At 70.6% G+C, this 23,657-nt stretch carries 20 protein-coding genes and 2 pseudogenes; 11 read left to right on the forward strand and 11 right to left on the reverse strand.

Annotated features, from left to right (window positions below):
- Positions 1 to 348 precede the first annotated feature (348 nt).
- Both PUR61_RS01375 and PUR61_RS01380 read right to left on the reverse strand, forming a co-directional pair.
- Positions 349 to 933: an IS630 family transposase gene (locus PUR61_RS01375; protein ID WP_329874803.1), complete on the reverse strand. Its 585-nt coding sequence runs from the start codon at positions 931 to 933 to the stop codon at positions 349 to 351.
- Complete coding sequence (locus tag PUR61_RS01380) at positions 873 to 1,532, reverse strand: helix-turn-helix domain-containing protein (RefSeq protein WP_329874757.1); 660 nt, start codon at positions 1,530 to 1,532, stop codon at positions 873 to 875. Before PUR61_RS01380 ends, PUR61_RS01375 begins: the two co-directional genes overlap by 61 nt.
- Positions 1,533 to 1,608: 76 nt before the next feature.
- Between PUR61_RS01380 and PUR61_RS01385 the strand changes: the two genes are divergently transcribed.
- From PUR61_RS01385 to PUR61_RS01395, 3 genes and pseudogenes are all read left to right on the forward strand, one after another.
- Positions 1,609 to 2,817 (forward strand): IS701 family transposase, encoded by a 1,209-nt coding sequence (locus PUR61_RS01385; RefSeq protein WP_329874759.1) that lies wholly within the window; start codon positions 1,609 to 1,611, stop codon positions 2,815 to 2,817.
- Between the two features lie 59 nt (positions 2,818 to 2,876).
- Positions 2,877 to 3,311: a discoidin domain-containing protein gene (locus tag PUR61_RS01390; protein ID WP_329874761.1), complete on the forward strand. Its 435-nt coding sequence runs from the start codon at positions 2,877 to 2,879 to the stop codon at positions 3,309 to 3,311.
- A gap of 282 nt (positions 3,312 to 3,593) precedes the next feature.
- Positions 3,594 to 4,103, forward strand: a pseudogene (locus tag PUR61_RS01395) (winged helix-turn-helix domain-containing protein); the annotation flags it as partial.
- A gap of 1,238 nt (positions 4,104 to 5,341) precedes the next feature.
- Here the strand turns inward: PUR61_RS01395 and PUR61_RS01400 are convergent.
- Both PUR61_RS01400 and PUR61_RS01405 read right to left on the reverse strand, forming a co-directional pair.
- Positions 5,342 to 5,791, reverse strand: coding sequence for an SRPBCC family protein (locus PUR61_RS01400; protein WP_329874765.1), 450 nt, complete (start codon positions 5,789 to 5,791; stop codon positions 5,342 to 5,344).
- 405 nt (positions 5,792 to 6,196) lie between these two features.
- A complete protein-coding gene (locus PUR61_RS01405) occupies positions 6,197 to 6,733 on the reverse strand; it encodes a type 1 glutamine amidotransferase domain-containing protein (RefSeq protein WP_329874767.1) in 537 nt (178 codons plus the stop codon).
- Positions 6,734 to 8,323: 1,590 nt separating this feature from the next.
- On the opposite strand from PUR61_RS01405, the gene PUR61_RS01410 reads away from it, so the two are divergent.
- Complete coding sequence (locus tag PUR61_RS01410) at positions 8,324 to 8,737, forward strand: hypothetical protein (protein WP_329874769.1); 414 nt, start codon at positions 8,324 to 8,326, stop codon at positions 8,735 to 8,737.
- Positions 8,738 to 8,826: 89 nt separating this feature from the next.
- Positions 8,827 to 9,123, forward strand: a complete 297-nt coding sequence (locus PUR61_RS01415) for a hypothetical protein (RefSeq protein WP_329874771.1) — start codon at positions 8,827 to 8,829, stop codon at positions 9,121 to 9,123.
- Between the two features lie 89 nt (positions 9,124 to 9,212).
- Here the strand turns inward: PUR61_RS01415 and PUR61_RS01420 are convergent.
- From PUR61_RS01420 to PUR61_RS01435, 4 genes and pseudogenes are all read right to left on the reverse strand, one after another.
- Positions 9,213 to 9,419: pseudogene (locus tag PUR61_RS01420) on the reverse strand (transposase); the annotation flags it as partial.
- 427 nt (positions 9,420 to 9,846) lie between these two features.
- The gene (locus PUR61_RS01425; RefSeq protein WP_329874775.1) at positions 9,847 to 10,458 is read right to left on the reverse strand and encodes a hypothetical protein; all 612 of its coding nucleotides are present in this window, start codon (positions 10,456 to 10,458) and stop codon (positions 9,847 to 9,849) included.
- A gap of 94 nt (positions 10,459 to 10,552) precedes the next feature.
- A complete protein-coding gene (locus PUR61_RS01430) occupies positions 10,553 to 11,878 on the reverse strand; it encodes an SWIM zinc finger family protein (RefSeq protein ID WP_329874777.1) in 1,326 nt (441 codons plus the stop codon).
- Positions 11,875 to 14,775: a DEAD/DEAH box helicase gene (locus tag PUR61_RS01435; RefSeq protein ID WP_443035100.1), complete on the reverse strand. Its 2,901-nt coding sequence runs from the start codon at positions 14,773 to 14,775 to the stop codon at positions 11,875 to 11,877. The genes PUR61_RS01430 and PUR61_RS01435 overlap by 4 nt, the downstream gene beginning before the upstream one ends.
- A 1,097-nt stretch (positions 14,776 to 15,872) precedes the next feature.
- Here PUR61_RS01435 and PUR61_RS01440 point away from each other — a divergent pair.
- The 3 genes from PUR61_RS01440 (at position 15,873) to PUR61_RS01450 (ending at position 18,094) form a co-directional block, all read left to right on the forward strand.
- On the forward strand, positions 15,873 to 16,205 hold the full coding sequence (locus tag PUR61_RS01440) for a hypothetical protein (protein WP_329874779.1): 333 nt from the start codon (positions 15,873 to 15,875) through the stop codon (positions 16,203 to 16,205).
- A 297-nt stretch (positions 16,206 to 16,502) separates the two neighbouring features.
- Positions 16,503 to 17,603, forward strand: coding sequence for an IS1634 family transposase (locus PUR61_RS01445; RefSeq protein WP_329874781.1), 1,101 nt, complete (start codon positions 16,503 to 16,505; stop codon positions 17,601 to 17,603).
- 101 nt (positions 17,604 to 17,704) lie between these two features.
- Positions 17,705 to 18,094, forward strand: coding sequence for a hypothetical protein (locus PUR61_RS01450; RefSeq protein ID WP_329874783.1), 390 nt, complete (start codon positions 17,705 to 17,707; stop codon positions 18,092 to 18,094).
- A 289-nt stretch (positions 18,095 to 18,383) separates the two neighbouring features.
- On the opposite strand, the gene PUR61_RS01455 is transcribed toward PUR61_RS01450, so the two are convergent.
- Together PUR61_RS01455 and PUR61_RS01460 are read right to left on the reverse strand one after the other, a co-directional pair.
- On the reverse strand, positions 18,384 to 19,592 hold the full coding sequence (locus tag PUR61_RS01455; protein WP_329874785.1) for an IS4 family transposase: 1,209 nt from the start codon (positions 19,590 to 19,592) through the stop codon (positions 18,384 to 18,386).
- Between the two features lie 60 nt (positions 19,593 to 19,652).
- Positions 19,653 to 19,898, reverse strand: coding sequence for a hypothetical protein (locus tag PUR61_RS01460; protein WP_329874787.1), 246 nt, complete (start codon positions 19,896 to 19,898; stop codon positions 19,653 to 19,655).
- A gap of 293 nt (positions 19,899 to 20,191) precedes the next feature.
- Between PUR61_RS01460 and PUR61_RS01465 the strand changes: the two genes are divergently transcribed.
- Together PUR61_RS01465 and PUR61_RS01470 are read left to right on the forward strand one after the other, a co-directional pair.
- Positions 20,192 to 20,728 carry a hypothetical protein gene (locus PUR61_RS01465; protein WP_329874789.1) on the forward strand — a complete coding sequence of 179 codons (537 nt, stop codon included), beginning with the start codon at positions 20,192 to 20,194 and terminating at the stop codon, positions 20,726 to 20,728.
- Positions 20,725 to 21,162: a transposase gene (locus PUR61_RS01470; protein ID WP_329874791.1), complete on the forward strand. Its 438-nt coding sequence runs from the start codon at positions 20,725 to 20,727 to the stop codon at positions 21,160 to 21,162. The genes PUR61_RS01465 and PUR61_RS01470 overlap by 4 nt, the downstream gene beginning before the upstream one ends.
- A 156-nt stretch (positions 21,163 to 21,318) precedes the next feature.
- Here PUR61_RS01470 and PUR61_RS01475 read toward each other — a convergent pair whose 3' ends face one another.
- Complete coding sequence (locus PUR61_RS01475) at positions 21,319 to 22,245, reverse strand: ABC transporter substrate-binding protein (RefSeq protein ID WP_329874793.1); 927 nt, start codon at positions 22,243 to 22,245, stop codon at positions 21,319 to 21,321.
- 390 nt (positions 22,246 to 22,635) lie between these two features.
- On the opposite strand from PUR61_RS01475, the gene PUR61_RS01480 reads away from it, so the two are divergent.
- Positions 22,636 to 23,559 (forward strand): transposase family protein, encoded by a 924-nt coding sequence (locus PUR61_RS01480; RefSeq protein WP_329874795.1) that lies wholly within the window; start codon positions 22,636 to 22,638, stop codon positions 23,557 to 23,559.
- Positions 23,560 to 23,657: the final 98 nt, after the last annotated feature.

A 23,657-nucleotide genomic window follows, 5' to 3' on the forward strand; every position in this document is an offset into this window, starting at 1 on the left:
CCCTTCATCGCCACCGCCCTCGTCGCCGGCAGCCACTCCATCACCCCCGTCGTCCTCTACGTCATCGCCGGCTGCGCCGTCACCGCACTCGCCGTCCTCACCGGCCGCGAGACCGCCCACGGCGAGATCAGAGACACCTGAACACCCCCATCAGCCATCCTCCCGGCCGGGGCAACACCGCACCGGCCCGCCTCCCGCCGACGGCACCGGAATGACGGAGGTCAACCAGACCGACAACGCAGCTGCTCCATGCTGTCGAGCCAAGCGATCGCGAAGAGGAGCGACGATCTCTTGTGTCAGGCCCAGACGCCAGGTTCAGAGCATGTACAGGGCCTAGTGCTGGATTCCTCAAAGGCGGTACACAAATCGCCGTCGGCATTGGCGGGTTGGTGGGGGCGGTCTGCCCCAGATCCAGGGCTTGGCACGTGCGTTGAGCTGGGTGGTTGCGAGGCGGGTGGCCTGGTCGATCTCGTCGGGGCCGGCGAAGGACCGGCCGGCGAGGGCGGCCTTGCGGAAGATGCGCCACCAGCCTTCCTGGAGGTTGAGCCAGCAGGCGCCGACGGGGATGAAGACATGTCGTATCCGGGGATGGTCCTCGAGCCAGGTGCGGGTGGACAGGCTGTTGTGGGAGGACAGGTTGTCGGTGACGACAACGATCTCGCCGGTGGGGTTGGCGTCCTCGAGTACTTGTAGGAACTGTTGGTAGAAGACGCTGTTGCGGGAGGAGGCGGTCATGGTGACCTGTTGTCCGTCGCTGACGCGCAGGCCGCCGTAGACCCAGGTCTTCTCCGGTCCGCGGCCGTAGTCCAGCTCGTTCTTGATGCGGTGTCCGTCCGGCGACCAGCCCGGCGCCGGCGGGAAGGTGCGCGGGATCACCGGCCCCAGTTCGTCGACGCAGACGACCGTCGCGTCGGCGGGCGGGCAGGTGTACAGGCCGACGACCCGCGTCCTTTTCCCTCGAAGTCCGGGTCCTTGGAGCGGATCCAGGACCTGGTGCGACGCCACCGAACTCCCTCGGCCAGCAGGATCCTGCGGACCTGCGAGCGCCCGATCTCGATGCCGGCGGCTCGTGCCTGCTCGGCCAGTGCGTCCAGGGTCCACTCCGGCGGCCCCGCCGGGTCCTCCGCTTCCAGATCGCCACCCACCTGGACCGTGAGGCGGCCCGGCGGGGGCTGCTTGACCAGGGCGATGACCCGCGAGCGCTCGGCCTCGGTGATCCGACACTTGCGGCCCTGCCCGCCCAGATCCTCCAGGCCCTCCGTGCCGTCCCGGTTGAAGCGGTGCAGCCAGCGCCGCACGGTCTTCTGACTGCACGCCAGCTCGGATGCGATCGCGGGCACCCTCGACCCCACCCAGCTCAGCTCGACCATCCGAGCCCGCTGTACCAGATCCGCCGGTGCCTTCCGCGCCCTCGCCAATCGGCGAACCATAGCTTCCTCGCCCGAATCACGGCTCTGCCGCGCCCGCAGCACCACCCCGAACCACCCACCCCTGACCGACCGAACCGTCCCTCCACCAGCACATATACCCATCCAAAGAGGAATCCAGCACTAGTAGTGCTTTGTTAGGAGGCTTGTCGCATCGTGTGGTCGGTAGTTCTCTGTTGGTATGAGGGCTGGGGAGCTTGCGTTGTGGCGGGGTCGGTTGGAGGAGTTCGCGGCTGAGGTGTTCGCGCCCTTGGCCCGGCGTGATCAGCGGGCCAAGGGCGGCCTGTACCTGCGGGGGCTGCTGCTGGAGGGCCGGCGCAAGTCGATGCAGCCGATGGCCGACCGCCTGGGGGTCGACCATCAGCGGTTGCAGCAGTTCATGACGTCCTCGACCTGGCCGGTCGAGGACGTGCGGGCCCGGCTGGCGCGGCGCGCGGTGCGGGCGGTGCGGCCCGAGGTGTGGGCCGTGGACGACACCGGTTTCCCCAAGGACGGCAAGGCCTCGCCCGGGGTCGCCCGGCAGTACTCGGGCACCCTGGGCAAGGTCGGCAACTGCCAGATCGGCGTCAGTGTCCACGCGCTCTCCGACACCGCCTCCTGCCCGTTGTCGTGGCGTCTGTTCCTGCCCGAGTCCTGGGACGGGCCCGAGGCGGCCGGGCGGCGGGCGGCCTGCCGGATCCCCGAGGACGAGCGCCACCGGCCGAAGTGGCAGCTGGCCCTGGCGATGCTCGACGAACTCGCCGCCACCGGGCTGCGGCCCGCCGTGCTGGTCGCGGACACCGCCTACGGGGCGAACGCCGACTTCCGTCACGGTCTGGAGGACCGCCGTCTGGCCTACGTGTTGCAGGCGAAGGGCGAGATGACCGCCCACCGGGAGGACGCCGAACCGCACCGGCCGCCCTACGGCGGCCTGGGGCCGCGGCCACTCGCGCGCTACCGAACCCGCCCGGTCTCCTTGCGCGAGCACGTGCTGGCCGCCGGACGCCGGGCCGGACGCGGCGTGACCTGGCGCAAGGGCTCCAAAGCCGCGATGAGCGCGCACTTCGTCCTCCTGCGCGTCCGGCTCGCCGGACGGCGCCCCAAGCCAGCCGACGACGGCACGATTCCCCTCAGCTGGCTGATCGCGCAGTGGCCCGAGGGCGAGACGGAGCCGGTCAAGTACTGGATCTCGAACCTGCCGGCCGACATCCCCGCCAAGGATCTCGTCCGATTGGCGAAGTCACGCTGGCGGATCGAACACGACTACCGCGAGCTGAAGACCCGCCTCGGGCTGGACCACTTCGAAGGCCGCTCCTACATCGGCTGGCACCGCCACGTCACCCTCGTCAGCGCCGCCCACCTGTTCCTCACCGAACAGCGCACCCTCCCAAAAGCCCTGTCCAGGGCCTGACCTTCAGCCAGGCCCTGGACCTCCTCCAACACCTCGTCGCCAGTAGCCAGGGGATCAACGTGGCATTGGGACGGCCGGCCACCCAGTCCTCCACCTGGGGCGGCGCTTCCGCGGCCCTAGCCGTGGACGGCAACACCAACGGCCGGTTCTTCTCCGGCTCCGTCACCCACACCAACTCGGACGCCAACGCCTGGTGGCAGACCGACCTCGGTGGTGTCACCCCGATCAACAACATCAAGATCAACTCGCGCACCGATGGCTACCGCGACCGCAGCAACAACGCCTCGGTGTTCGTCTCGGCATCCGATATGACCGGGCGTAGCTACGCCGATCTTCGCGCCGATCCCACCGTGTGGCGGTACGACATCGCGGGCACCCCGCCCGCCGAGCTGACCCTGCCGGTCGATACCCAAGCCCGATACGTCCGCGTCCAACTCCCGGGCACCAACTACCTGTCGCTCGCCGAGGTCTCGGTCTACGCCTCCCAGAACTGACCCGAATGTGGGGTGTCCGCCCTGGGAATCAGGCAAGGCGGACACCCACCACGGGATCCCACCTCCCGCCGGCCAACTGCTCGTCCAGCAGGTGAATGGCCCCGGGTTCGATGGAGATCTCAGTGGGCGTTTGATGTTGATTTCTGTGGGCCATTTTCACATGGTTTGCACCGCTCTTCGACAGCCCGCGTGATCTGAAGCGTTCGGAAGCTCCCGACTGCTGAGCATTTCGGGTTGTCGTCGGGTAGTGACGGTCCGTGATCCCTGCGGTATGCCGTTGGTGTGAGGTATCCGGAGGGTGGGGGCCTGACCGCTGAGCGTCGGGCGTTTCGTGAGGGGATCCGGTTCCAGGCCGGGATGCGGTTCGCGGTGGGTGAGAAGACCACGGTGATCGCAAAGGATCTGCGGGTGAGCGTGCGGTCGGTGGAACGCTGGCGTCGTGCCTGGCGTGAGGGCGGGATGGAGGCACTGCGTTCAGCTGGGCCGGCCAACTCCCCGACCGTCACCGACGCCCAGTTCGCCGTGCTCGAGGAGGAACTCGGCAAGGGGCCGACCGCGCATGGTTTCGCGGATGAGCGGTGGACGCCGGCCCGGGTGCGGAGCGTGATCCAGCGCCGGCTGCAGCTCAGTCTTTCGGTCCCGACGGTGTGGCGGCTGCTGAAACGGCACGGCTGGTCCTGGCAGGCACCCGCCCGCAGGGCCCTCGAGCGTGACGAGCATGCGGTGGAGCTGTGGAAGAAGGAGGTGTGGCCGCGGGTAAAAGCATCGGGGCGGCGTGTGGGGGCTGGATCGTCTTCGAGTTGCGCCGTGAGGCGCTGTGGTTCGTGTGGAGGTGAGAGACCTTCGCCGCCGACCTGTCGTAGCAGGGAGGTGGAGCTGAGGGCAGCCTGATCCGGGTGATGCCGGGGAGGGCGGGAGCGGCCCTGACAAAGCCGGGACGTGCCAGTACTGCCAGATGGTGCGGGTTCGGCAAGCGGGATGGAGAGGAGTACGCGAGGAACCGGCGTCTTTACGTCTCTTAACGATTACACCGGCTCGAACCTGGCGGATCTGGGCCGGAAGCGGTGCGCACTCGCCGCCGGATGGTGGTGGGGAACTCCTTGGCCGGTATTTCGAAGCCGTCCGGGAGGCCACGAGGAAGGTCTACGGCGTACTCGTGGCGATGCCGCAGGGACACAGTCGGGCTCCTACTCCGTCGAACGAATCGCAGTGAACACGGGAACCATCTGGTCACAACTCCCGTCAACGGACAGCCAGTCCGCCGGGCGGGATAGGCACATCGACGGCTGAACGGGCCGGGTGGGGCGGAGCCGCCGTAGTACTCCGAGCCGGGGAGAGCCCGGCACATGGGGAAGGGCGGCAGCGGTATCGAGAAGGGAAGGATGCTGCAATGCCGGAAGACGCGCCGCCGAACGGCGGTGCTCTGCAGGAGTCGGTCCCGGTGGGACCGCGTCAGCGGGTATCGGAGATGCAGGCCAAGCTTCACCGTTGGGCGGCGGCCGATTGCGGTCGTCGGTTCGATGATCTGTTCAACCTCGTGCACGACCCCGCGACGCTGATCGTGGCGTTCGACCGGGTCGCGGGCAACCGGGGAGCCGGCACTCCCGGCGTCGACGGCCTGACCGCCGCCGACGTCGAGGAGGCGCTCGGTGTTCCCGGGTTCCTGGGCGACCTGCGCGGCCGTCTCAAGACGGGCGTGTTCCGGCCGCTTCCGGTGCGGGAGAAGATGATTCCCAAGCCGGGAGGGTCGGGGAAGGTTCGGCGGCTGGGGATTCCCACCACCAGCACGACTCCCCGCGCGAAGTCCACGGGCTCCCGGCGCCGGAGGGCCCCACGCCGAAGGAGGGACCGCCGGGCGAGGTCACGCGAGCGGGCACGCCACCCGGCGGGAAGTACTCCCCCGCGGACCGTGCGGGTACCGGCTCTGCCGAGTGCCGCCGCCTTCCCGTGCACGGGCCGTCACACAGGTCGGCGCCCCCGCGCCGTGACGGCAGGGGCGCCAGCGGCGCGGGGCGCCGCAGGACCTCACATCAGAGGTTCTCGCGGTAGCCGCCGGTGGCGGTGCCGCGCTTCTCGATGAAGTGCTTGAACCGCTTGAGGTCGCCCTTCACCTGCCGGTCGAGCACGCCCATCATGTCGGCGGCCTTCTCGGCCATACCGCCGGGCTGGAAATCCATCTCCATCATCACCCGGGTATGGGTGGCGTCGATCGGCTCGAAGCGGACCATACCGGTCTGCTTCACGTCACCGCTGGTGGTACGCCAGGCGACATGGTCATCGGGGACCTGGTCAACGATCTCCGTGTCGACCTCCCGCGACACCCCGCCGATCTTCGTCTTCCAGTGGTTGTGCCGCTCGTCGATCTGGGTGATCTCCTCGACGCCGTCCATGAACTGCGGGAGCTCCTCGAACTGCGTCCACTGGTTGTACGCGGTGGCGATCGGCACGTTCACGTCGATCTGCTCCTGGACCTTGCTCATCGCTCAACTCGCCTTCGAATCGCTTCGCGGTCGGACAAACGCCTGCCCCGACCGCCGGCCGGTATGCCCGGCCCCTACCGATTGCGCCCCAGACAGGTCGAACCGGCAACAGCCGCCACCCATCCGGGTACCGCCCCACCGATCGGAGGGGGCCGGACGGAAGACCCGGCCGGAGGCGGCGCCGAGCCGTGCCGCCGTCATCCGAAGAACGACCCCGGCACTGGCACGGACCCGTGGGACGCCCGCCCCCATCGCGCTCCACGGCCGCCGGGTGCCTCCGCAGCCCGCCCGCACGGGGCCACCCACCGGCCACCCGTCCGGGCGGCCAACCTTCCGCTCCGCCCGGACACCCCGGGAAACGGGACCCGGCGGGGCACAGGCGCGACGCCCCCGAGGAGGGAACGGTCAGGAAGCGGCGAAGACCGTGACCAGGGAATCATTGAACGCGGGAAGGTCATCCGGCCCGCGACTGGTCACCAAGGTGCTCGGGCCGTCCCGGCAAATGAGCACCTCCTCGTCGGCCCACCGCGCCCCCGCGTTGACCAAATCGGTACGCAGGCTGGGCCAGGACGTCAGGCTGCGCCCGCGCACCACGTCGGCCTCGATGAGGGTCCAGGGCGCGTGGCAGATGGCCGCGACCGGTTTTCCCCGGTGGAAGAACGACCGTACGAAGTCGACGGCCGCGGGGTCCAGGCGCAGGGCGTCGGGATTCGCCACTCCTCCCGGAAGGATCAGGGCCTGGTAGTCGTCCGGGTCTGCCTCGGCGACAACGGCGTCGACGGCGAAGGTGTCGGCGCGGTCGAGGTGGTTGAACGCCTGGATCCTGCCTTCACGGGTGGACAGCAGGGCCGCGGCGCCGCCGGCTTCGAGGACGGCCTGGCGCGGCCCGGTCAGCTCGACCTGCTCGACCCCTTCGGGGGCGACGAGCAGCGCGACGGTCATGCCTGTGAGAGTGATCATGGAGGGTCCTCGGTGTCGTTCGAGCGGTTCGTGTGCCGCGGGCGGCCCCGGGCACAGGGCCCGGCACAGGGCAGCGGCGAAGGGGCCCCGGTCGCCCACCCCGGCCGGGCCGTCGCAGGGGCGGTGGGACACCGCCAGGCTGGCACGGCGGCCGTGAGCCCGCCCGCCGCAGTCTCCGGTGCGCCGGCGGCTCGGCTGTGCCGCAGAGTCCGCCCGCCGGCACAGCCGGAGGCGACGCGGTCAACGGGCCGACCAGACGGGGCAGCGCGCCTCATGCACCGTCAGGACGTAGACATCGCCGTCGGCCCAGGTGCCGCGCGTGCGGGTCTGCGTGCAGCACGGGGCGCCCTGCGCGCCCGCCCGCCTCCCAGCGGGCCCCGCCGCCGGGCGGGGCCCCGGAACGGTTTCGGGGGGCTGCCAAGGAGCGTCGGCCCCGACCCGTCCTGCGGCGAGAGCGATGGCGCGAAGGCGGGAGCGACGGCGGGAGCGGGGTGCGGGCATGGTGCCAGCCTGACCGCTGCCGACCGCTCGGACCCCCCGCCGCGCCGCGACACACCGCGACCCGGCGGCACCCAGCGTCTCCGCGGGACGCCCCGCCCCGCCGCTGCGGCCCGGTGACGACCTCACCGAGCGGGGCGTCGGGAGCCGGGGCGGCTACTCCGACGACGGCATGCCGATCAATGCCGGGAGCCGGGCGACGCGCCTGCTGGGATGCCGCAGCGCCAGGCTCCAGCCGTCCTGGCCGGCACTGTCGCGGGCGAGCAGGACCGTGGCACACGGGTTCGTAACCCCGGTTACCGGACCGGCTAGAACACCCGTTGTCGGATCATGACCGCCGGCCGTCGGTCGTGAGAAGTCCGGTGAGAGGCGTGGGCTTCCATCCTGGCGCCCGCTGCCACCAGGGCTGCGGGCACCGACCCACCGGGAGCTGATCGTCGGCCACTGGACGGCGCCCTTCTGGACGTCACGGACCGGGGCGGTGGCAGATGGCCGGCGGCGCCGCCTTGTCCACCGAGACCGGCACCCGTGGTGTGGTCGGGCGTGTCCATCACGGGCCCCGTCGCACCGCTCCGCACTGTGGGGACTTCGCCGGTGATACCCCGGGGTCCGTGCGCCGAGGTCAGCGGGTGAGCCGGGCCGGGCTGGGCGGGGGCATGTCGGGTCAGGTGAAAGCCGACGCTCCCTCCGTCCAACATGATCGAACGATTATGGACAAGACACGACGCCTGACATGTACAAGTGCAGGTCATGCGACTCGGGCTCCGGTGTGCCGCCTTGCGGGAAACGTAACGGTCAAAGCACTCGATGACGCGGCACGGCATCAGCCCGCCGACCTGGGGGCCTGGCTGGAATCTCCAGGCTACCTGTGCGACTTCGTTGAAGTCCGGTTGAACGGCCCGTTAAGGTCGGTAGAAGTTGCGGCCGGTCCTGATCAACCCGCCCGCATCTGCCGACGAGGCCACTTGCACGGGGCGGAGCCAGGTCCGGTTCGGGGCCGAAAGTGTCCAAGCCGACGGCTCCACGAGCGGCACCTGAACTCCACTCCCTCTGCATGACGCAAAGGAAGAGTGCGTGAACCGCAACAGACTACGCATCGGTGGTGTCGCCGCCCTCGCGGCCCTGACCCTGACGTTCGGAGGCAGTGTCGCCCAGGCGAGCACCGCCACCCCCGCCATCACGGTGACCCCGGGTCAACAACAGGCGGTGCAATCGCCGGCCACCGCCCTGCTGAACTCGCCCGTCGTGTACAGCGCCGCCGAGCGGGCCGAGCTCCAGCAGATCGCATCCGGCACAACCGCGCTCGCGGGCAAGTTCGACGGGATCATCAACCTCCTCAAGAAGGTGCCGGGCTTCATCAAAGCCGTCGGCGGAACGTACGGCGCCTTCGTGGACTGGTACAACGGCCTGGCCTGGTACTGGAAGGCCCCGCTGACCGCCGCCAACGTCGGCGGCAACCTCTACACCATCTGGCAACTGTTCCACTGACAAGCCAACCAGCTTCGGTTGACCTGGGGGGACAGGCCGCGGCCCGTCCCCCCAGGGGCCCCCTGCCCACGTCCCGATAGGACCGCACCATGAACGCCCTGACACCTGCGCCGGCCAACACCTCCAAGCGCCCCAAGCCCGAATGGTTTCCCGCCGCGGCGCTCACCGGCGCGCTGAACGCCGTGCTCGCTTCCGGCCCGGCCTGGTCCTGGCGGGCCTGGGTCTGGACGCCCCTTCTGATACTCGCCGTCGGCTGCACGCTCTACGCATGGCAGCTCATGTCCCGAGACCGTTCGCGGATGAACCCCCTGGACTGGACGCTGCTGACCGTCACACACCTGGGCCTGGCCGCCTCGCTGGTCTTCGCCGCCGGCCTCGGGAACTGAACTCCGCCACACCCCGCCCAGAGCGCGCGACTGCGCCCACGCCCCACCGCTGGGCGTGTCAGCGATCTCGTGTAACTCACCTGCTGTGGTCATCGGATGCTGAGTCGGTCCTCGAAGAACAGCGAGAACTGGTTCAGCGCCTCCTTCCAGTGCGCGGCGACGCGGTTGACGTCGCGTGCCCGGGGAGCGATCAGCTCCCGGACGGCGAGGTAGAGCACCTTCAACGCGGCCTGTTCGGATGGGAAGTGACCGCGGTTGCGGGTGGCCTTCCGCAGCCGGGAGTTGATCGACTCGACCCGCCACGGGGCGGGCAGATCCTTGACCGCTTCCCACAGCGCCCGGCTCTTGCCGTTGAGGAGTCGCCCACCAGGCACATCAGTTCAGGCCTCTGCCGCTCCCGCACCCGGGCGACGAGGCCGGCCAGGCGGTCGTCGTGCCCTCGACGGACGTAGGCCGGCAGGGGGCCGTGCGCGCCCGCGGCGGTGATCGCCGGACGGATCCCCAGGAATCCGACCGGGTCGACGCACTCCAGCGGCGCCCCCGGGGCCGGTGCCGCAGCGATTCCCCCGTTCTGCGGGCCGTCGCGGTCGGGGGCGAGACTGCCGGGCAGGTGCGTGCGGATGCGCTCCCGGTCGACGACGGCGCCGGCCGGCCCCCACTCGGTGCACTCCGTGACCAGCGCGCGCCACACCTGGTGGGCGGCGGCCACCGTCCCAAGGCGGGTCACGGGGTCAGCAGGCGGATGGCCTCGGCGTTGTCCTGGTCCTCGCCGCGCTGGACGCGCAGGAACCGCACGTGCAGGCCGAACAGCATCCGCCAGGTGATCTCGCTCGTCGCCAGCTCGCTCTCGAGGAGGCCGAGGGCGCGCGCCCTGTCGACCAGACGGTCCAGCTGGACGAGCCGCTGGCGGTCTTTGGCGCTCGTACGCCGTGGGTCCTCACGGAAGTCCGCGTCGTCGCGCGCTGCCTGCGCGGCGAGCGTCAGCTTCACCACCTCCTCCAAGGCCGGCATCTGTCTACCGGTGGCCAGGCACAGACGCCACCGCCTTGCGCGGATCTCCTCCCAGCGCTCCACGCCCATCCTGGCGAACGTGCTCAGCAGCTTCACCGTCTCGTCGTGGCCGGGCACCAGATCGGGATAGCGACGGGCGCCGATCGAGACACCGTGGACGCCGCCGTCCTCGGCCTTCCCGACCAGGAGGAAGTCGTCCACCGGGCTGCGCCCCGGCCGAGGCTGGAACGTCAGCTCGGTCGGCGTGATCGCCAATCCGAGCTCGGCGAACGGCGCCCGCGCGAGGACGTGCGAGGCCAGCAGCGCGCCGAGGCGCACCTCCATGCTGTTGCCGACACCTCCGGTCGATTGCGTCGACGCCTCAACCGGCACGGCCCGCCCCCGAATTCATGGAGCAACCCTAGCCGCGCCCGCCCCGTCACCGCCGGGATTCGCCCTCCTGCCGGGCGTGAGTGGTGGTGGGTCGGCCGAGGAGTGCGTCCCTGACCGTCACGGGGTCGTGGTGCGGGGGCCCGGCCGGCCACCAGGTGCCGCTCTCACGCCGGTAGGGGTACCACAGGCGCCCGCAGGTGCCCAGGCGCAACTGGGCGTCGTGGTCCGGGAAGCCGATCCAGTTGTCTGTCACGCTGATCCGGGGTGTGTCCTCGCCGTCTGATGCTGCTCGCAGGCTCTCGCGGACCGGGTTGAGGCGGTTCGGGTCGGTGGGCCAGGAGTCGTCGAGGACGGCGAGGGCGGCGGGGCCGCCGTACTGCCAGGCGCGGGCCGCGCGGGTGAGCGAGAGCGGGGTGCGGTGGGCGCCGAAGACGAGCCGTGTGAAGACTTCGTCCGCCGCGGCGAGGCGGATCAGGTCGTCGGTGACGGGGAGGTTCACCGACGTGACGGGCGGGGCCGATTCGCCGTCCGGCCGCAGGGCCTGGCGCAGGAGGCGGGCCGCGCGGGTGGCGGTGTCGGCGGCCAGGAACTCCAGGGCGGCCGGGTCGAGGCCGGGGGCCGGGTCTGCGGCGTGGCGCAGCCCGGGGACCCGGCCGACCTGGTCGACCGGGCCGGTGGGCGCGGGCAGGGGCGGCAGGCCTGCGCGGGCGGCGGCGAAGACGTCTCGGGCGGGCACGCCAGCCGGAGGCGGGTAGCCGGAGGTTGCGGGGCTGGGGCCGGCGTTGCGGTGGTGGAGTTCGGTCATGAGTTCGCTCCGGCCGCGGCCGCGCAGGAGGAGCAGGACGAACGGGTCGTGGTCGAGGAGCCGGGCGACCTGGTAGTACAGCGCCGCGGCGTGCTTGCAGGGGTTGCCCCAGTCCGGGCACGAGCAAGTGGGGGTGAGCTCGTGAGGTGTCGGCAGCAGGCGCGCGCCCGCCCGGGCGGCGTCGTCTGCCAGGGCGGGGGGCATGTCGTGTTCCAGCAGAGCGGCGATGTGTCCGGCTCGGCCGGCGACCACGTCCAGCAGTGCGTCCCAGGCCATCGGGGTGAGCTGCGGGACGGCCATCGTGGTGCGGTAGGGGGTGGGTCGGCTGCCCTGGACGCGGGCGCTGGCGACGCCGGGGGAGATGACGATCTCTGCGACGTTGCCCGCACGGGCGTAGGTGCGCCCTCGGGCGAGCCGTCCCGTGGCGGAGCGGCTCGGCCCTTCCAGGGCCTGCACCCACGCGTTGCCCCACCAGGTGTCGGCGAAGGAGCGACCGAGCCGGGCAGTGGGAAGGGGCGGGAAGACGAGGCGGCGGTCGCCGTCACGGCGGGCCGGTGAGGACTTCATCGGGGGATCCTCCTGAGGCGGACGAAGTCGGCGAGTTCGGTGTCGCTGAGTTCGGTGAACGCCTTCTCCCCGCCCGAGCCAAGGACGGCGTCGGCCAGCGCCTGCTTGGACGCGAGGAGTTCGGCGATCCGGTCCTCGACCGTGCCCTCCGCGACGAACCGGTGCACCTGGACGTTCTGAGTCTGGCCGATGCGGTAGGCACGGTCGCTAGCCTGCTCCTCCACGGCCGGGTTCCACCACCGGTCGAAGTGGATCACGTGGGAGGCGCGGGTGAGGTTCAGGCCGGAGCCGGCCGCCTTCAGCGACAGCAGGAACACCGGGGCCCGGCCGGCCTGGAAGTCCTCCACCATCCGGTCGCGTCGCTTCACGGGGACGCCACCGTACAGGAACCGCTGCGGCACCCCCCGGCCGGCCAGGTGGCTCTCGATGAGGCGCCCCATTTCCACGTACTGGGTGAACACCAGCACGGAGCGCTCCTCCTCGAGGATCGTGTCCAGGAGCTCGTCGAGGAGGTCCAGCTTTCCCGACCGGCCCGGCCTCGTGCCCGGCCCGGCCTCGCCGAGGAACTGGGCGGGGTGGTTGCAGATCTGCTTGAGAGCGCCAAGGAGCTTCAGGACCAGGCCGCGCCGCGCGATCCCGTCACTGGCCCGGATCGCGGCCATCGTCTCGCGCACCACCGCCTCGTACAGCGCCACCTGCTCCCTCGACAGCGCCACCGCGTGGTCGGTCACCGTCTTGGCACCCAGCTCCGGGGCGATCCCGGGATCCGACTTGCGCCGGCGCAGCAGGAACGGGGCGATCAGCGCTCCCAGACGGCGCGCCGCCTCGGGGTCCTTCCCGCTCTCCGCGCCGCGCGCGTACCGGTCCCGGAACTCCTTCAGCGTCCCCAGCAGCCCGGGCGTGGTGAAGTCCAGCAGCGCCCACAGGTCCGCAAGCTGGTTCTCCATCGGAGTGCCGGTCAGCGCGATCCGCGCGGGAGCCCTCAGCGTCCGCAGGGCCTTCGCCGTGGACGACGACGCGTTCTTCACGTGCTGCGCCTCGTCGGCGACGACGAGCCCGAAGGCGCACTCGGCGAGCTCGGCGGCCCGCAGCCGCATGGTGGCGTAGGTGGTCAGGACGAAACCGGGCCCCGCTCCGGCCAGCGTTCCCCGCGCGCCGTGGAAGCGCAGCACCGGCGTCCCGGGTGCGAACCGCTCGATCTCGCGCTGCCAGTTCGAGAGCAGCGACGTGGGGCACACCACAAGCGTCGGCTCGCTGCGCGCGCGGTGCAGGTGCAGGGCGATGATCTGCAACGTCTTGCCCAGTCCCATGTCGTCGGCAAGGCAGCCGCCCAGCCCCAGCGACGTCATCTGGTCCAGCCAGGTCAGGCCGGCCACCTGGTAGCCGCGCAGGGTCGCGTTCAGCGCGGCCGGCGGCGCGACTGGTCGGCGGCGTGCAGCGGCTTCCGGGTCGGCCAGACGTTCCTTCAGCTCCGCCAGCCAGCCGACCGCAGTCACCTCCACCGCCTCGCCGCCGATGTCGGTGCTACCGGCCAGCACACTGCCCAGCGCCTCCACCGGGGTGAGCGGGACAAATAGCCGGTCGCGGGCCCGGGCGAGGACGGCCGGGTCGATCAGCACCCACTGGTCCCGCAGACGCACCAGAGGACGGGTCGCCTCAGCGAGCCGGTCGAGTTCGGCCGCATCCAGCTCCCGGTCTCCCAGGGTGATGTGCCAGCGAAACGACAACAGCACCTGCGCGGACAGCATCGACGGCAGGTCCGAGACGGTCTTCTCCGCCGATCCGACGACCCCGCGGGCCAGCAGCCGCTTCGCCAGCTCCCTGGGCCAGTGCACCTGCACGCCCGCCGCGGCCAGCGCGGCCGACGCCCCGCCCAGCAGATCCGAGACCTCCTCCTCCGACAGGTCCAGCCCGACCGGGGCGGCCCCCTCCAGCAGCCGTCCCACCGGTGCCCACGCCCGCGCAGCCCGGCGCAGTCCCAGCAGCGCCTGCGTCCGGGCCTGCGGGCCGAACGACGCGGCGGCCGCCGAGCGGCCCGACCAGACGTCACCGGCATCGGCGACCACACCCTCGGCAAGCTGGTGCAACTGCACCACCACCCGGCATCCGCCCGCGCACCCGTCGTTCCCGGGAAACGCACCATCCCAGTCGGCCGCCCCCGTGTCCGGCAGCTCGAACCGCAACGACACCCGCACCCCCGCGTCCAGGCCCACCGCCACGTCGGCGGCCCACCGCCGTTCCTCCTCGGGCACCGGCTGCGGCCGGGCCGCCGTCCAGAGCGGCCCGCCGGCGGCGACCGGACCGCCCGGCGTACGGGCCAGCACATCGGCAACCGCGTCCGCGAACGCCCGCACCAACGGCTCGGCCCGCGGCAACTCAACACCAGGACGATCCGCAAGCGGCACCGCCCGCGCGTTCGGCGGCATCGCCGCCGCCAGCTCCCGCACCGCCACCAGGTCCTCGTGCTCGTAGGGGCCGATCCGCCACGCGTCGAAGCCCGCCAGGCTGACCCCGGGCAGCAGCCGGCCCCGCGCGAGCAACTGCAGCGCCATCACCACCGCGGCACCCCAGAACACCGCCGCCGGATCACCGCCGGGCGATCGGCGCGCCTCGAGGAGGACGTCCAGCGCCTGCCCGAGGGGCAGCACCGCTGCGGGCGCCTCCCGGCGGCGTACCTGGGCACCGTGCGGGCGCACCACCGTCACCGTCCCGCTCGCCCCGGGCACGCCGCCGCCGCCGGGCCGCCAGAACACCACCGTGCCGGCGCGCGGTGGATCCGCGGCAACGAACACGGCGGCGCACCCCGCCAACTCCCGCACCAGGTCCGTGGTCAGCGCGGGCGGACCGGCGTCCGCCGACACGGCGTCAACGACTTTGCTGACCGGCGAATCCGGCACCGCACCCTCCCCTTGCCAGCGCGGGCGGAGCAGGCCCGCGCGGCGCGACCCTACCGGCCCCTACCGCCCGGCCGCCGAAAAACCTGGGCAATCCACTCTTCCCGGTGACCCGCCGGCCCGGGCCGACCCTGCACTCCTCGACGAAGCACCCGGGCCGGACAACCGAAACGGTCCCACCGAAGTGGGGCCGTGTCCCGATGACTGAACGCCGGCCTTTCGGCGACCAAGGCCGCTGGCGCCGACGAGTCCGCAGACTCCAGAGCGCGTTCGAGGTGGAAGCCCCGCTCCGTGCCACCCCGCATCCATCGCCCGCGCGCTCGGCGGAGTGATTGCTGGCCTCGAGCTTGCCGAGGCCCGTGTGTGCCGAGAACTCCGTGTAGTACAGCTGGTGGTCCTCGCACTTGGGCTCGCTGCATCGGTGGACGGGGCGCTCCTGTTCGATCGCTCGGTAGCGGACCTCCCAGCCGGTGGCCGAACAACCCGGCCTGTGCGGGAGCGTTCCGTAGCCGAAGTACTGTTCGCTGATGCTCACCAGCCGACACCTACCGTGCCTTCAGGCAGCCACCCGAGGGCCGTCATCCTACGGCTGACGACTCGCTCGTCGAAGAAGTATCGGATGAATCAGTGTGTTCGCCCACTGTGGTCAGCCCCGGCCGGTATCGTCTGCGACAGGGGTAGCTCCGCGGCTGCCCGTCATCCACGCCGGACTTCGTGCCCACGCCTCCGGCCAGCGATCAAGGCGATGCCGACCGCGGTGCCCACCGCCGTCCCGTGAACCCGGCCGGCGCGGGCGTGGGACGCGCGGCCAGGAAGCGACCGACGATGGCTGACCCCCGCAAGCAGCAGATCAAGATGCGCATGGCCGAGCGACCCGGCGAGACCTACATGCAGGCCCGCCGCCGCCTATCCGCCGCTGCAGACCCCAGCACCTGGAACCTACAGACGCCCGGGTACCTGTTCTTCACCAGCCTGCCGAACCGGACCCCACCTTCTCGGCGGCCCCGGAGCTGCTCCTGGCCGCAGTCGTTGCCAACAGGGCCCAGGTTCTCACCCGGAACGCCACCGGCGAGGAGTATCCGGCCTGGGCTGATGTTGTCGTGCTCCGCCCGCAGCGCCCGGCACGCCCCGACGAGGCCCCGCCGGGTTGGTACCCGGTCGAGGCGTTCGTCGCGGTCCGCGCCCGCCGTCCCTGGGCCGAGGCAGACGAGGACGAGGAGGTCATTACGGACGCCTACCGAGCCGCCCGCGACGCGGTCGCCCGCTTGTGGCCGGACCTGCCCGAGCAGTGGACGCCGACCGCGATGAACCTCACCACCGTGGCCGCTCTTCGGGGATGGAGGGACGCGGACCTGCAGCGCCTCGCCACGAACCCGCTCGGCCGGTCCGCCACGGTCGGCGCCGACCCGTCCCTGCGGCCCGAAGAGGAGTGACCTCAGAAGGCCGAGCACCCGCGTCGTGCTTGCAGAACCGGGTGAAGTACCCGGCCAGGTGGTGGTCAACTGGTGCCCGTCTCGGCGGGTTGCGGGGGGGGGTGGTTGGGATAGAGGTCGGCGTACGCCTGGTGGTGTTCGGCTAGTCCCGTCCTCCGCACATGCGTGGTTCGGATGAACTGGTGATGTGGCCGGTACCTTGATGGTGTGCGGGTCGTTGGATGAGGTGTGTCGTCGATATCTCGTTCGCCGCGGTCCCGGGTGCGTCGTCCACGCTTCGCTGTGGAGATCGCGCCCGTGGTGGAGAGGCGTCTGGGCGCTCTGCCCGCCTCTGCCGAGTTTCTGCGCCGGCTGGACGTGGCCGAGATCGTCGACGAGCTGTGCCCGGTGCGCGATGTCGCGCATGTGACACACGGGCAGGTCATCGAGATGCTGGTGGCCAACCGGCTGTCCGCGCCCGCGCCGCTGGTGCGGGTGGGCGACTGGGCCGCCGAGTGGGCGGTGGACGAGGTCTTCGGGATCGAGCCCGAACTCCTGGGCGACGACCACCTCGCCCGCGCGCTGGACGCCATCGCCCCGCGCCTGGAGGAGATCGTCGGCAGCGCGGGCGCACGGGCGATCGCCGAGTTCGGGATCGACGTCTCGCGGCTGCACTGGGACATGACCAGCATGTCCCTGCACGGCGCCTACGAGGCCCAGGGGGACGGTTTCCCGCAGGTCAGATACGGGCACCCGAAAGACCGGCGGGTGGACCTGAAGCAGGTCCAGGCCGGGCTGGCGGTCACCGGTGACGGCGGCGTGCCGGTGTTCCACCGCGTCTACGACGGTGGGGCCGGCGAGGTCGCCCAGGTCGTCGGCGCCATGACCGCCCTGCGGAAGATGGCCGCCCGGCGCGACTTCCTCCTGGTCGCGGACTCGAAACTGGTGTCCTACCCGAACATCACGGCCCTGGTCGAGGCCGGGGTGCGGTTCGTCGCCCCGGCCCCCGCTGCCAAGATCCCCGACCACCTCTACGCCGCTCTGGACCCGGAATCCGCGCAGGTGGTCCACTACACGGCCGACCGGGACACGGGCAAAGAGCCCGGCGAGCGCGGTGTTTACCGGGTTCTGGAGGACACCCACGTCCTGGCCGGGCCCCGCAAGCGCGATCCCGTGATCGCCCTGCGGCGGATCCTGGTCCACTCCACCGGCAACGCGGCCGGCCAGCGCGCGGCCCGCGACAAGCGCCTACGCCGGGCCGCCGAGGACCTGGACAAGCTCCAACGCGGCTGCGGCGGCCGCTTCTACAACACCGCCCAGAAGGTCGCCGCCCGGATCGGCGTGATCACCAAGACCCACCGGGTCGCTTCCTGCCTGCGGACCGCCATCGACACCGATCCGACGGCCGCCCAACTCTGACCTGGCACTTCGACCAGGATGTCCTGGCGGCCGAGGCCGCCGTCGACGGCTGGTACGCGCTGCTGACCAACCTCACCCCCGACCAGGCCACCCCCGAGCAGGTGTTCCTGCGCTACAAGGGCCAGGCCGTGGTCGAGCGCCGGTACAGCGATTTCAAGGGCCCCCTCGCGGTCGCCCCGATCTTCCTGCAGCACAACCGGCGCATCGCGGCCCTGATCACCGTGATCTGCCTGGCCCTGCTGGTGTTCTGCCTGATCGAACGCCAGGTCCGCCGAGCCCTCGGCCCCGAACAGACCATGCGCGGCCTCTATCCGGACAACCGCGCCGTCCGCCCCACCGGCCGCATGATCTTCTACCACCTCGCCGGCCTGAAGATCCGACCCGGCACCACCACCAGCCCACCCGTCATCCTGATCAGCCGAGGAGTCCAAGCACACCTGCTCGAACTCCTCGGCATCGACGAAACCCGACCCCGCTGGCTGGAGACCTAAACCCCAAGTGCGAAGTACAGGGCTAGTGGCAATACCAGTGACTTAAGAGTCCCGGGGGCGGGTCACCTTGATCGGTGGGTTGACCGGGGCGGTCTTGTGGTGGGGCGCGATGGCGACTGCCTCGGCTGGGTTCCGCGTGGGCTGCGGCCAGTGCCGGTGTTCTGCTCGTTTGACGCCGAAGTTGGACATCTTGCGTTCGACGACCCGGGGGCTGGATCGTCTGCGGCGGTCGGGCAGGAGGTGGCGTGCTATCTCCTGTAGGCCGTGGGCGAGGGCTGTGGCCAGGCGTTCAGGGGGAAAAGGCCGCCTGCGCGGTCACCTGGCGGCGCACGAGGCGGAGGGAGCGGATGAAGGAGAGCCGGTCGGGGTCGGTGCCGGTGTCCTGTGCGGCGGTGTGCATGAGCTGGCGGATCGCGTGGTGGACCAGCAGGTGGCCCCAGACCTCCTGCTCGACGCCTTCGGGCGAGCGGGACCGAAGCACCTGGGCAGGCCCGCGCTGATGCGTCTTCAATTCATCGAACGCGGTCTCGATCTCCCAGCGCTCGCTGTAGAGGGCCGCCAACTCCGTTGCCGGCGCTGCGTCGTGGTCGAGGATGGTGGTGATCAGGCGGTACGGGGCCGGGTGCCGCGGGCGGCCAGGATCCCGCAGGGTGTACTCGATGACGCGCACCACCGTGGGGTCGGCGCGCTTGCGGTGGTCGCGGGCGGCCACGATGTCGGACAGGTAGGACCCGTCGGGCAGTTCCCGGCGCACCGGCAGCACAGCGCTGGCTTTGATCCGCCACAGCAGGTCGGCGCCGCCGGCCGAGGCGGCCCGCCACTGGTCCAGGCCGGCGAAGCCGCGGTCCGCCATCAACAGGTCGCCGGGCCCCAAAGCCCCGAACAGCTCCCGTGCGATCACGGGCTCGGCGGTGGTGAACGGCCCAAGGGCGGCATGGGTGATGGCGTGCGTGCCGCACTCGGCCAAGGCCACCACCCGCACCTGCGGGAACGCGGTCCGCTCGCCGCGGTGTGTCGCGGGGCGGCCGAACCGCGCGTCGTTCTCCTCAGTGTCCGGCACGTCGAACGTGGTTCCGTCGACCGCCATCAGACGCCAGCGCCCGTACCAGGCAGCGCTGGTGGACTCGTCGGCCATCGGTCGGGCGACGTGCTCGAACAGCACCTTCAACGGCTCCGGCCCGAGCTTGACCCGGGCCCGTGAGATGGCCGCGGTCGTCGGCACCTGCCAGGTCCCCGACCAGCGCCTGGCCCACGCCAGTCCCTCGGTCAGGAGCCGCGCGACCTCTCCATAGCCCTGCCCGGAGAACAGGCACATCGCCAGCACGAAGTAGACCACCACCCGGGGAGGAAGCAGCCGACTGCGCTGACCGGAGCGCCCGCACTCCTCCACGACCCGGTCCACCAACTCCGGCGGAAACGTACGCGTCAGCAGTCCAATCGCTATCCGGTCCGACAACCGCTCATCCGTCGCCGGCTTGACCTGTCCAGGGCGTGGCATCCAGGCACCTCCTGGACAGGCACCCTACCAGCAGAGAATCTTAAGTCACTGGTATTGGGGCTAGTGGTCGGGCAGCAGCTCGGCGAGCATCGCCACGAGCGGATCGAACTGGTCGGCCTGGACGACGACCGCCGGCCCGGCCCCGTACTCGGTGTCGTCCAGGTGCAGCACGGTCGCGTCGGGGCCCCGGCCGCGGAACTCAGTGGGAAGCAGGTCGAGCAGCTTCTCCAGGACGCCGGCGAGTTCGGCGCGGGAGCGGTCGATCACGTCGATGGACAAAGGCGCCTCAGGTGCGGGAGTGGTCATGACCGTCATGCTGGCGCTTCGGGCACCGGCCGGATAGTGGTCCGGCCGAGGATCACCGGAAGGAAGTAGAGCACCTCGCGGGCACGGGTGCGGCTGAGCGAGGCGGTGTGTGGGGCGGTCGTATGACCGCCGATCGAACGGCTGCGGCCTTCCATTTTGTGTGACGATGCGATTCCGAAAAGTGATCACGCGGATCGGGACACCACCGCTCAATACGCCCCCTGCCTGCCGGAACGCCCACCACTCTTGGCCCGGGCACGGCCCACCGCCGCGCGCTGCCACCGGGAGAGCACATGACGAGGACCGCCGACCAGATCGCGCTGCTCCGGACCGAAACCGCCCCGGCCCTACTGAGGGAGCTCCAGGCACTCCAGGCCGGCAGCGAGGAGTTTCGCACCGAGTTGGTCACGACGATCAGCCAGGGCCTGGACGAGACCCGAACGCAGGTGCTCCGCGTCCTTGACCGCGATCAGCGTGAGCTTGCCCAGGCCCGTCAGGAGATCGGCGCCCTGCGCCGCGAGCTGGCCGAGGCCCGGGCCGCCTGGGAGACCACGATCACCGGGCCGACGACACCCCCACCGGCCCAGCCGGACGCCACCGACCCGGTGACGACAGCCGAGACCTCCGCCCAGGTCAAGGCAGAGGCGGCCGACGCCGCGAACCCGGGCGCCGACGTAGGCACCCCGACCACCGAGCCCGCGAAGGAGACCGCCATGTCCGACCAGCAGCCCGACCACACCCCCGACACCACCGAACAGGCCACCACGACCGGCTCCGCCGCGAGGTCCGCGAGCAGGCCGGGCGGAACCCGGAGCCGAGCGCGGGCGTGATCGACTCCCAGTCGGTCAAGGCGGACGCCATCGTCGGCCACGACAGCCGCGGCTTCGACGGCGGCAAGCTGATCAACGGGCGCAAACGGCACGCCGTGGTCGACACCCTCGGCCTGCTGCTCGCTGTGATGGTCACCTCGGCGGACATCGGCGACCGCGCCGCCGCCCGCGTCCTGTTTGCCCAGGTTGCCGCCGCGCACCACCGGCTGGCCCTGGTCGGGGCCAACGGCGGCTACACCGGCAACCTCGTCGAGCACTGCCTGGTCGCCCTCGCCCTGGTCCTGGCCATCGTCAAGCGCAGTGACGACATGCGCGGCTTCGTCGTGCTGCCCAAGCGGTGGATCGTGGAGCGGTTCCTGTGCGCCACGAGGCGCCTTGTTTGTATCCCCGACTCAGTCGGGAGGAACTCGGAAGGAGGTTCCTGGGCCGAATGACTTAAGACCGTGTCCTATGTGGTGAGGCTGGCCAGTTGCTTGTAGCAGCAGAGGGTAGCGGTGGCCTCGGCGATCCCCGAACGAGACGACCTGGCCAATTGGGCCCTGGCCAGGTCGCAAGTCGGCGTACGTGAATTACCACAGAGGATCGAGAGGTCAGCCAGCGCCGTTGACGACGGCATTGTGGATAGCGTTGTCGGACAGTTGCCACTTCTCCAGGATCCTGCTGTAGGTGCCGTCCGTGATGAGCGAGTTCATCGCCTTGGCGAGGACGTCTCGCAGCTGGGTGTCACTCTTGCGGAGGGCGATGCCCCATGGCTGCATGTGCACCTGCGGGCCAACGACCTCGAAGCTCCTCCCATTGTCAACGGCCTGGGCGTTGTACAGTACTTTCGGGTAGCCGGTGATCAGCGCGTCCGCCCGGTTCTTCTGCAGTTCCGTCACGGCGGCCGGATCGGAATCCGCCCGCAGGACGTTGAGGGTCTTGCCCAGACGCTCGCAGGTCTTCTGCTGGCGGGTCGCGAGCTCGTCGTGAACGGTCTCCTTCTTCACGGCCACGGATCTTCCGCACAGGTCGCCGAGATTGCCGATTCTCGCCGGGTTGCCCTTGCGGACCATCATGCCGGAGCCGGCCATGAAATAATCGACGAAGTCAACGCCTTCGTCGACCTGCTTGTTGTCCTTGTCAACGCCCCGTTCCCGCTCGCGGGTGTCGGTGATGCCCGACATTCCGATGTCGTACTTCTTGTCGAGCAGCCCGGGAATCACGTGCGAAAATAGATCGACCTCCTGGAATCGGACCTCGACACCGAGCACCTTCCCCAGGGCGGTGGCGATATCGAGATCGAGGCCGTCCGGCTGACCATCCGTACGTCGGAAGACGATCGGGGGGGCCGTGTACGACACGCCCACCCGGATCACCCCCGCTTCGCGGATCGCCGCGGGCAGCTGGTGGTGCAGCGAACGGTTGTCACCAGCCGAGCCACCTACGCTCGTGACAAGAGCGACGGCGGTCACAGCGACGGCGGTCAGAGCCACGGCGGTCGCTACGACGATGCGGCGACGGCTACTGAAGGGGGTCATCTCTGTTACTCCTGAGGAATCGATATGGGGGCGCCCTGGCATGGGGCCGGTACGTCGACGACCCCGCCACCGGAAGGAGCCCGAATCTGACCAATCCGCGGCCTTCTCAGAACATGGCCGGGACCGAGCCGTCCGACAGCAGTGGGTGAACTGGGGGTACGGCGCGGTCTTCCTTCGACCCCCACAGCAGCTGTCCAGTGGACAGGAGGCGCAGTCCGGTACCGGAGCCTGATGCGTGGCCTGATCGTTACTGACTTCGGCCTTTCAGGGTGACGTTGGAGTGTGGAGGGTCAGGCCGGGTGGCGGCCCGCCAGCCAGGCAGTTACGACCTGGTGCGTGATTGCGGCGCTGATGTGACCAGCGGCGTTGTGGGCGGCATGATCTGACGCTGTGACGATCAAGGTGAATCGTGCGGTCCTCGCCCATCGGGTGCTGACCGGCATCTCGCGGCGGCACCTGGCGGATCTCGTCGTCGAACTGGCCGCTCCGTGGCAGGCCGTGGTCGAGGGCCGGCGTGACATTGCCCGTGGTGGATCGCGGCAACGGGCGGCCGGTGCGGGTGCCCGGCATCGGCTTGTGTTCGTCGACCGGGTGAGCGCCACGCTCATCCACCTGCGCCACGACCTGCCGCACGCCGTCCTGGCGTTGCTCTTCGGCGTCGACCGCTCAACGATCAGCCTGGCGATCGGCGAGGTCAGGAGCCTGCTCGCCGCCCGAGGCTTCGCGGTACCCGACCGTCCCGGGGTCCGTCTGCGGACCCTGGCGGACGTCTTCGCCTACGCCCAGGCCGAGGGCGTCGTGCTTCGGCTCGACGCCACCGAGATCCAGGTCCGCCGCCCGGCCTCCCATCGTGGTGGGCGACGGGCCTTCGTCTCCGGCAAGAAGAAACAGAACACGATGAAGGCCACCGTCGTGGCCGACGCGAAGGGTCGCACCCTATGGGCCGGCAACCTTCGCCCCGGGCGCATGCACGACACCAGCGCGACAAGGGGTGAAGGCATCGACGACCTCTTCCGACAGTTCCCCAAGGTCCGAGTACTCCTCGACGATGGTTACTTGGGTCTCCGGAGAGATCATCCTGGCAAGGCCGTCACACCGCCGAGGAAGCCGAACAAGATCGCCGCGCCGGAAGTCCACGAGGCCCGGGAGCAGGCCCGCCACGAGCACTCCTCCCAGCGCATTCCTGTCGAGCACGCCCTCGCCGACCACAAGCGCTGGAAGGGGCTGGCCCGCTGGACCCACCGCCGCGACACCCTCCCGGCCACCTACCTCGCCGTCGCCGGCCTCGTCTCCGACCGCACTGCCACCACCTGACAGCGGCAGCAGCTCAGGTCGCCACATCTCCGCCGCAATCACGCACCAGGTCGTTACTCATGTTGTTCTTGCTTCCCACCTGAAACCGCTTCCTCCGG

The sequence above is a fragment of the Streptomyces sp. BE20 genome (assembly GCF_036322525.1).
GTDB lineage: Bacteria > Actinomycetota > Actinomycetes > Streptomycetales > Streptomycetaceae > Kitasatospora.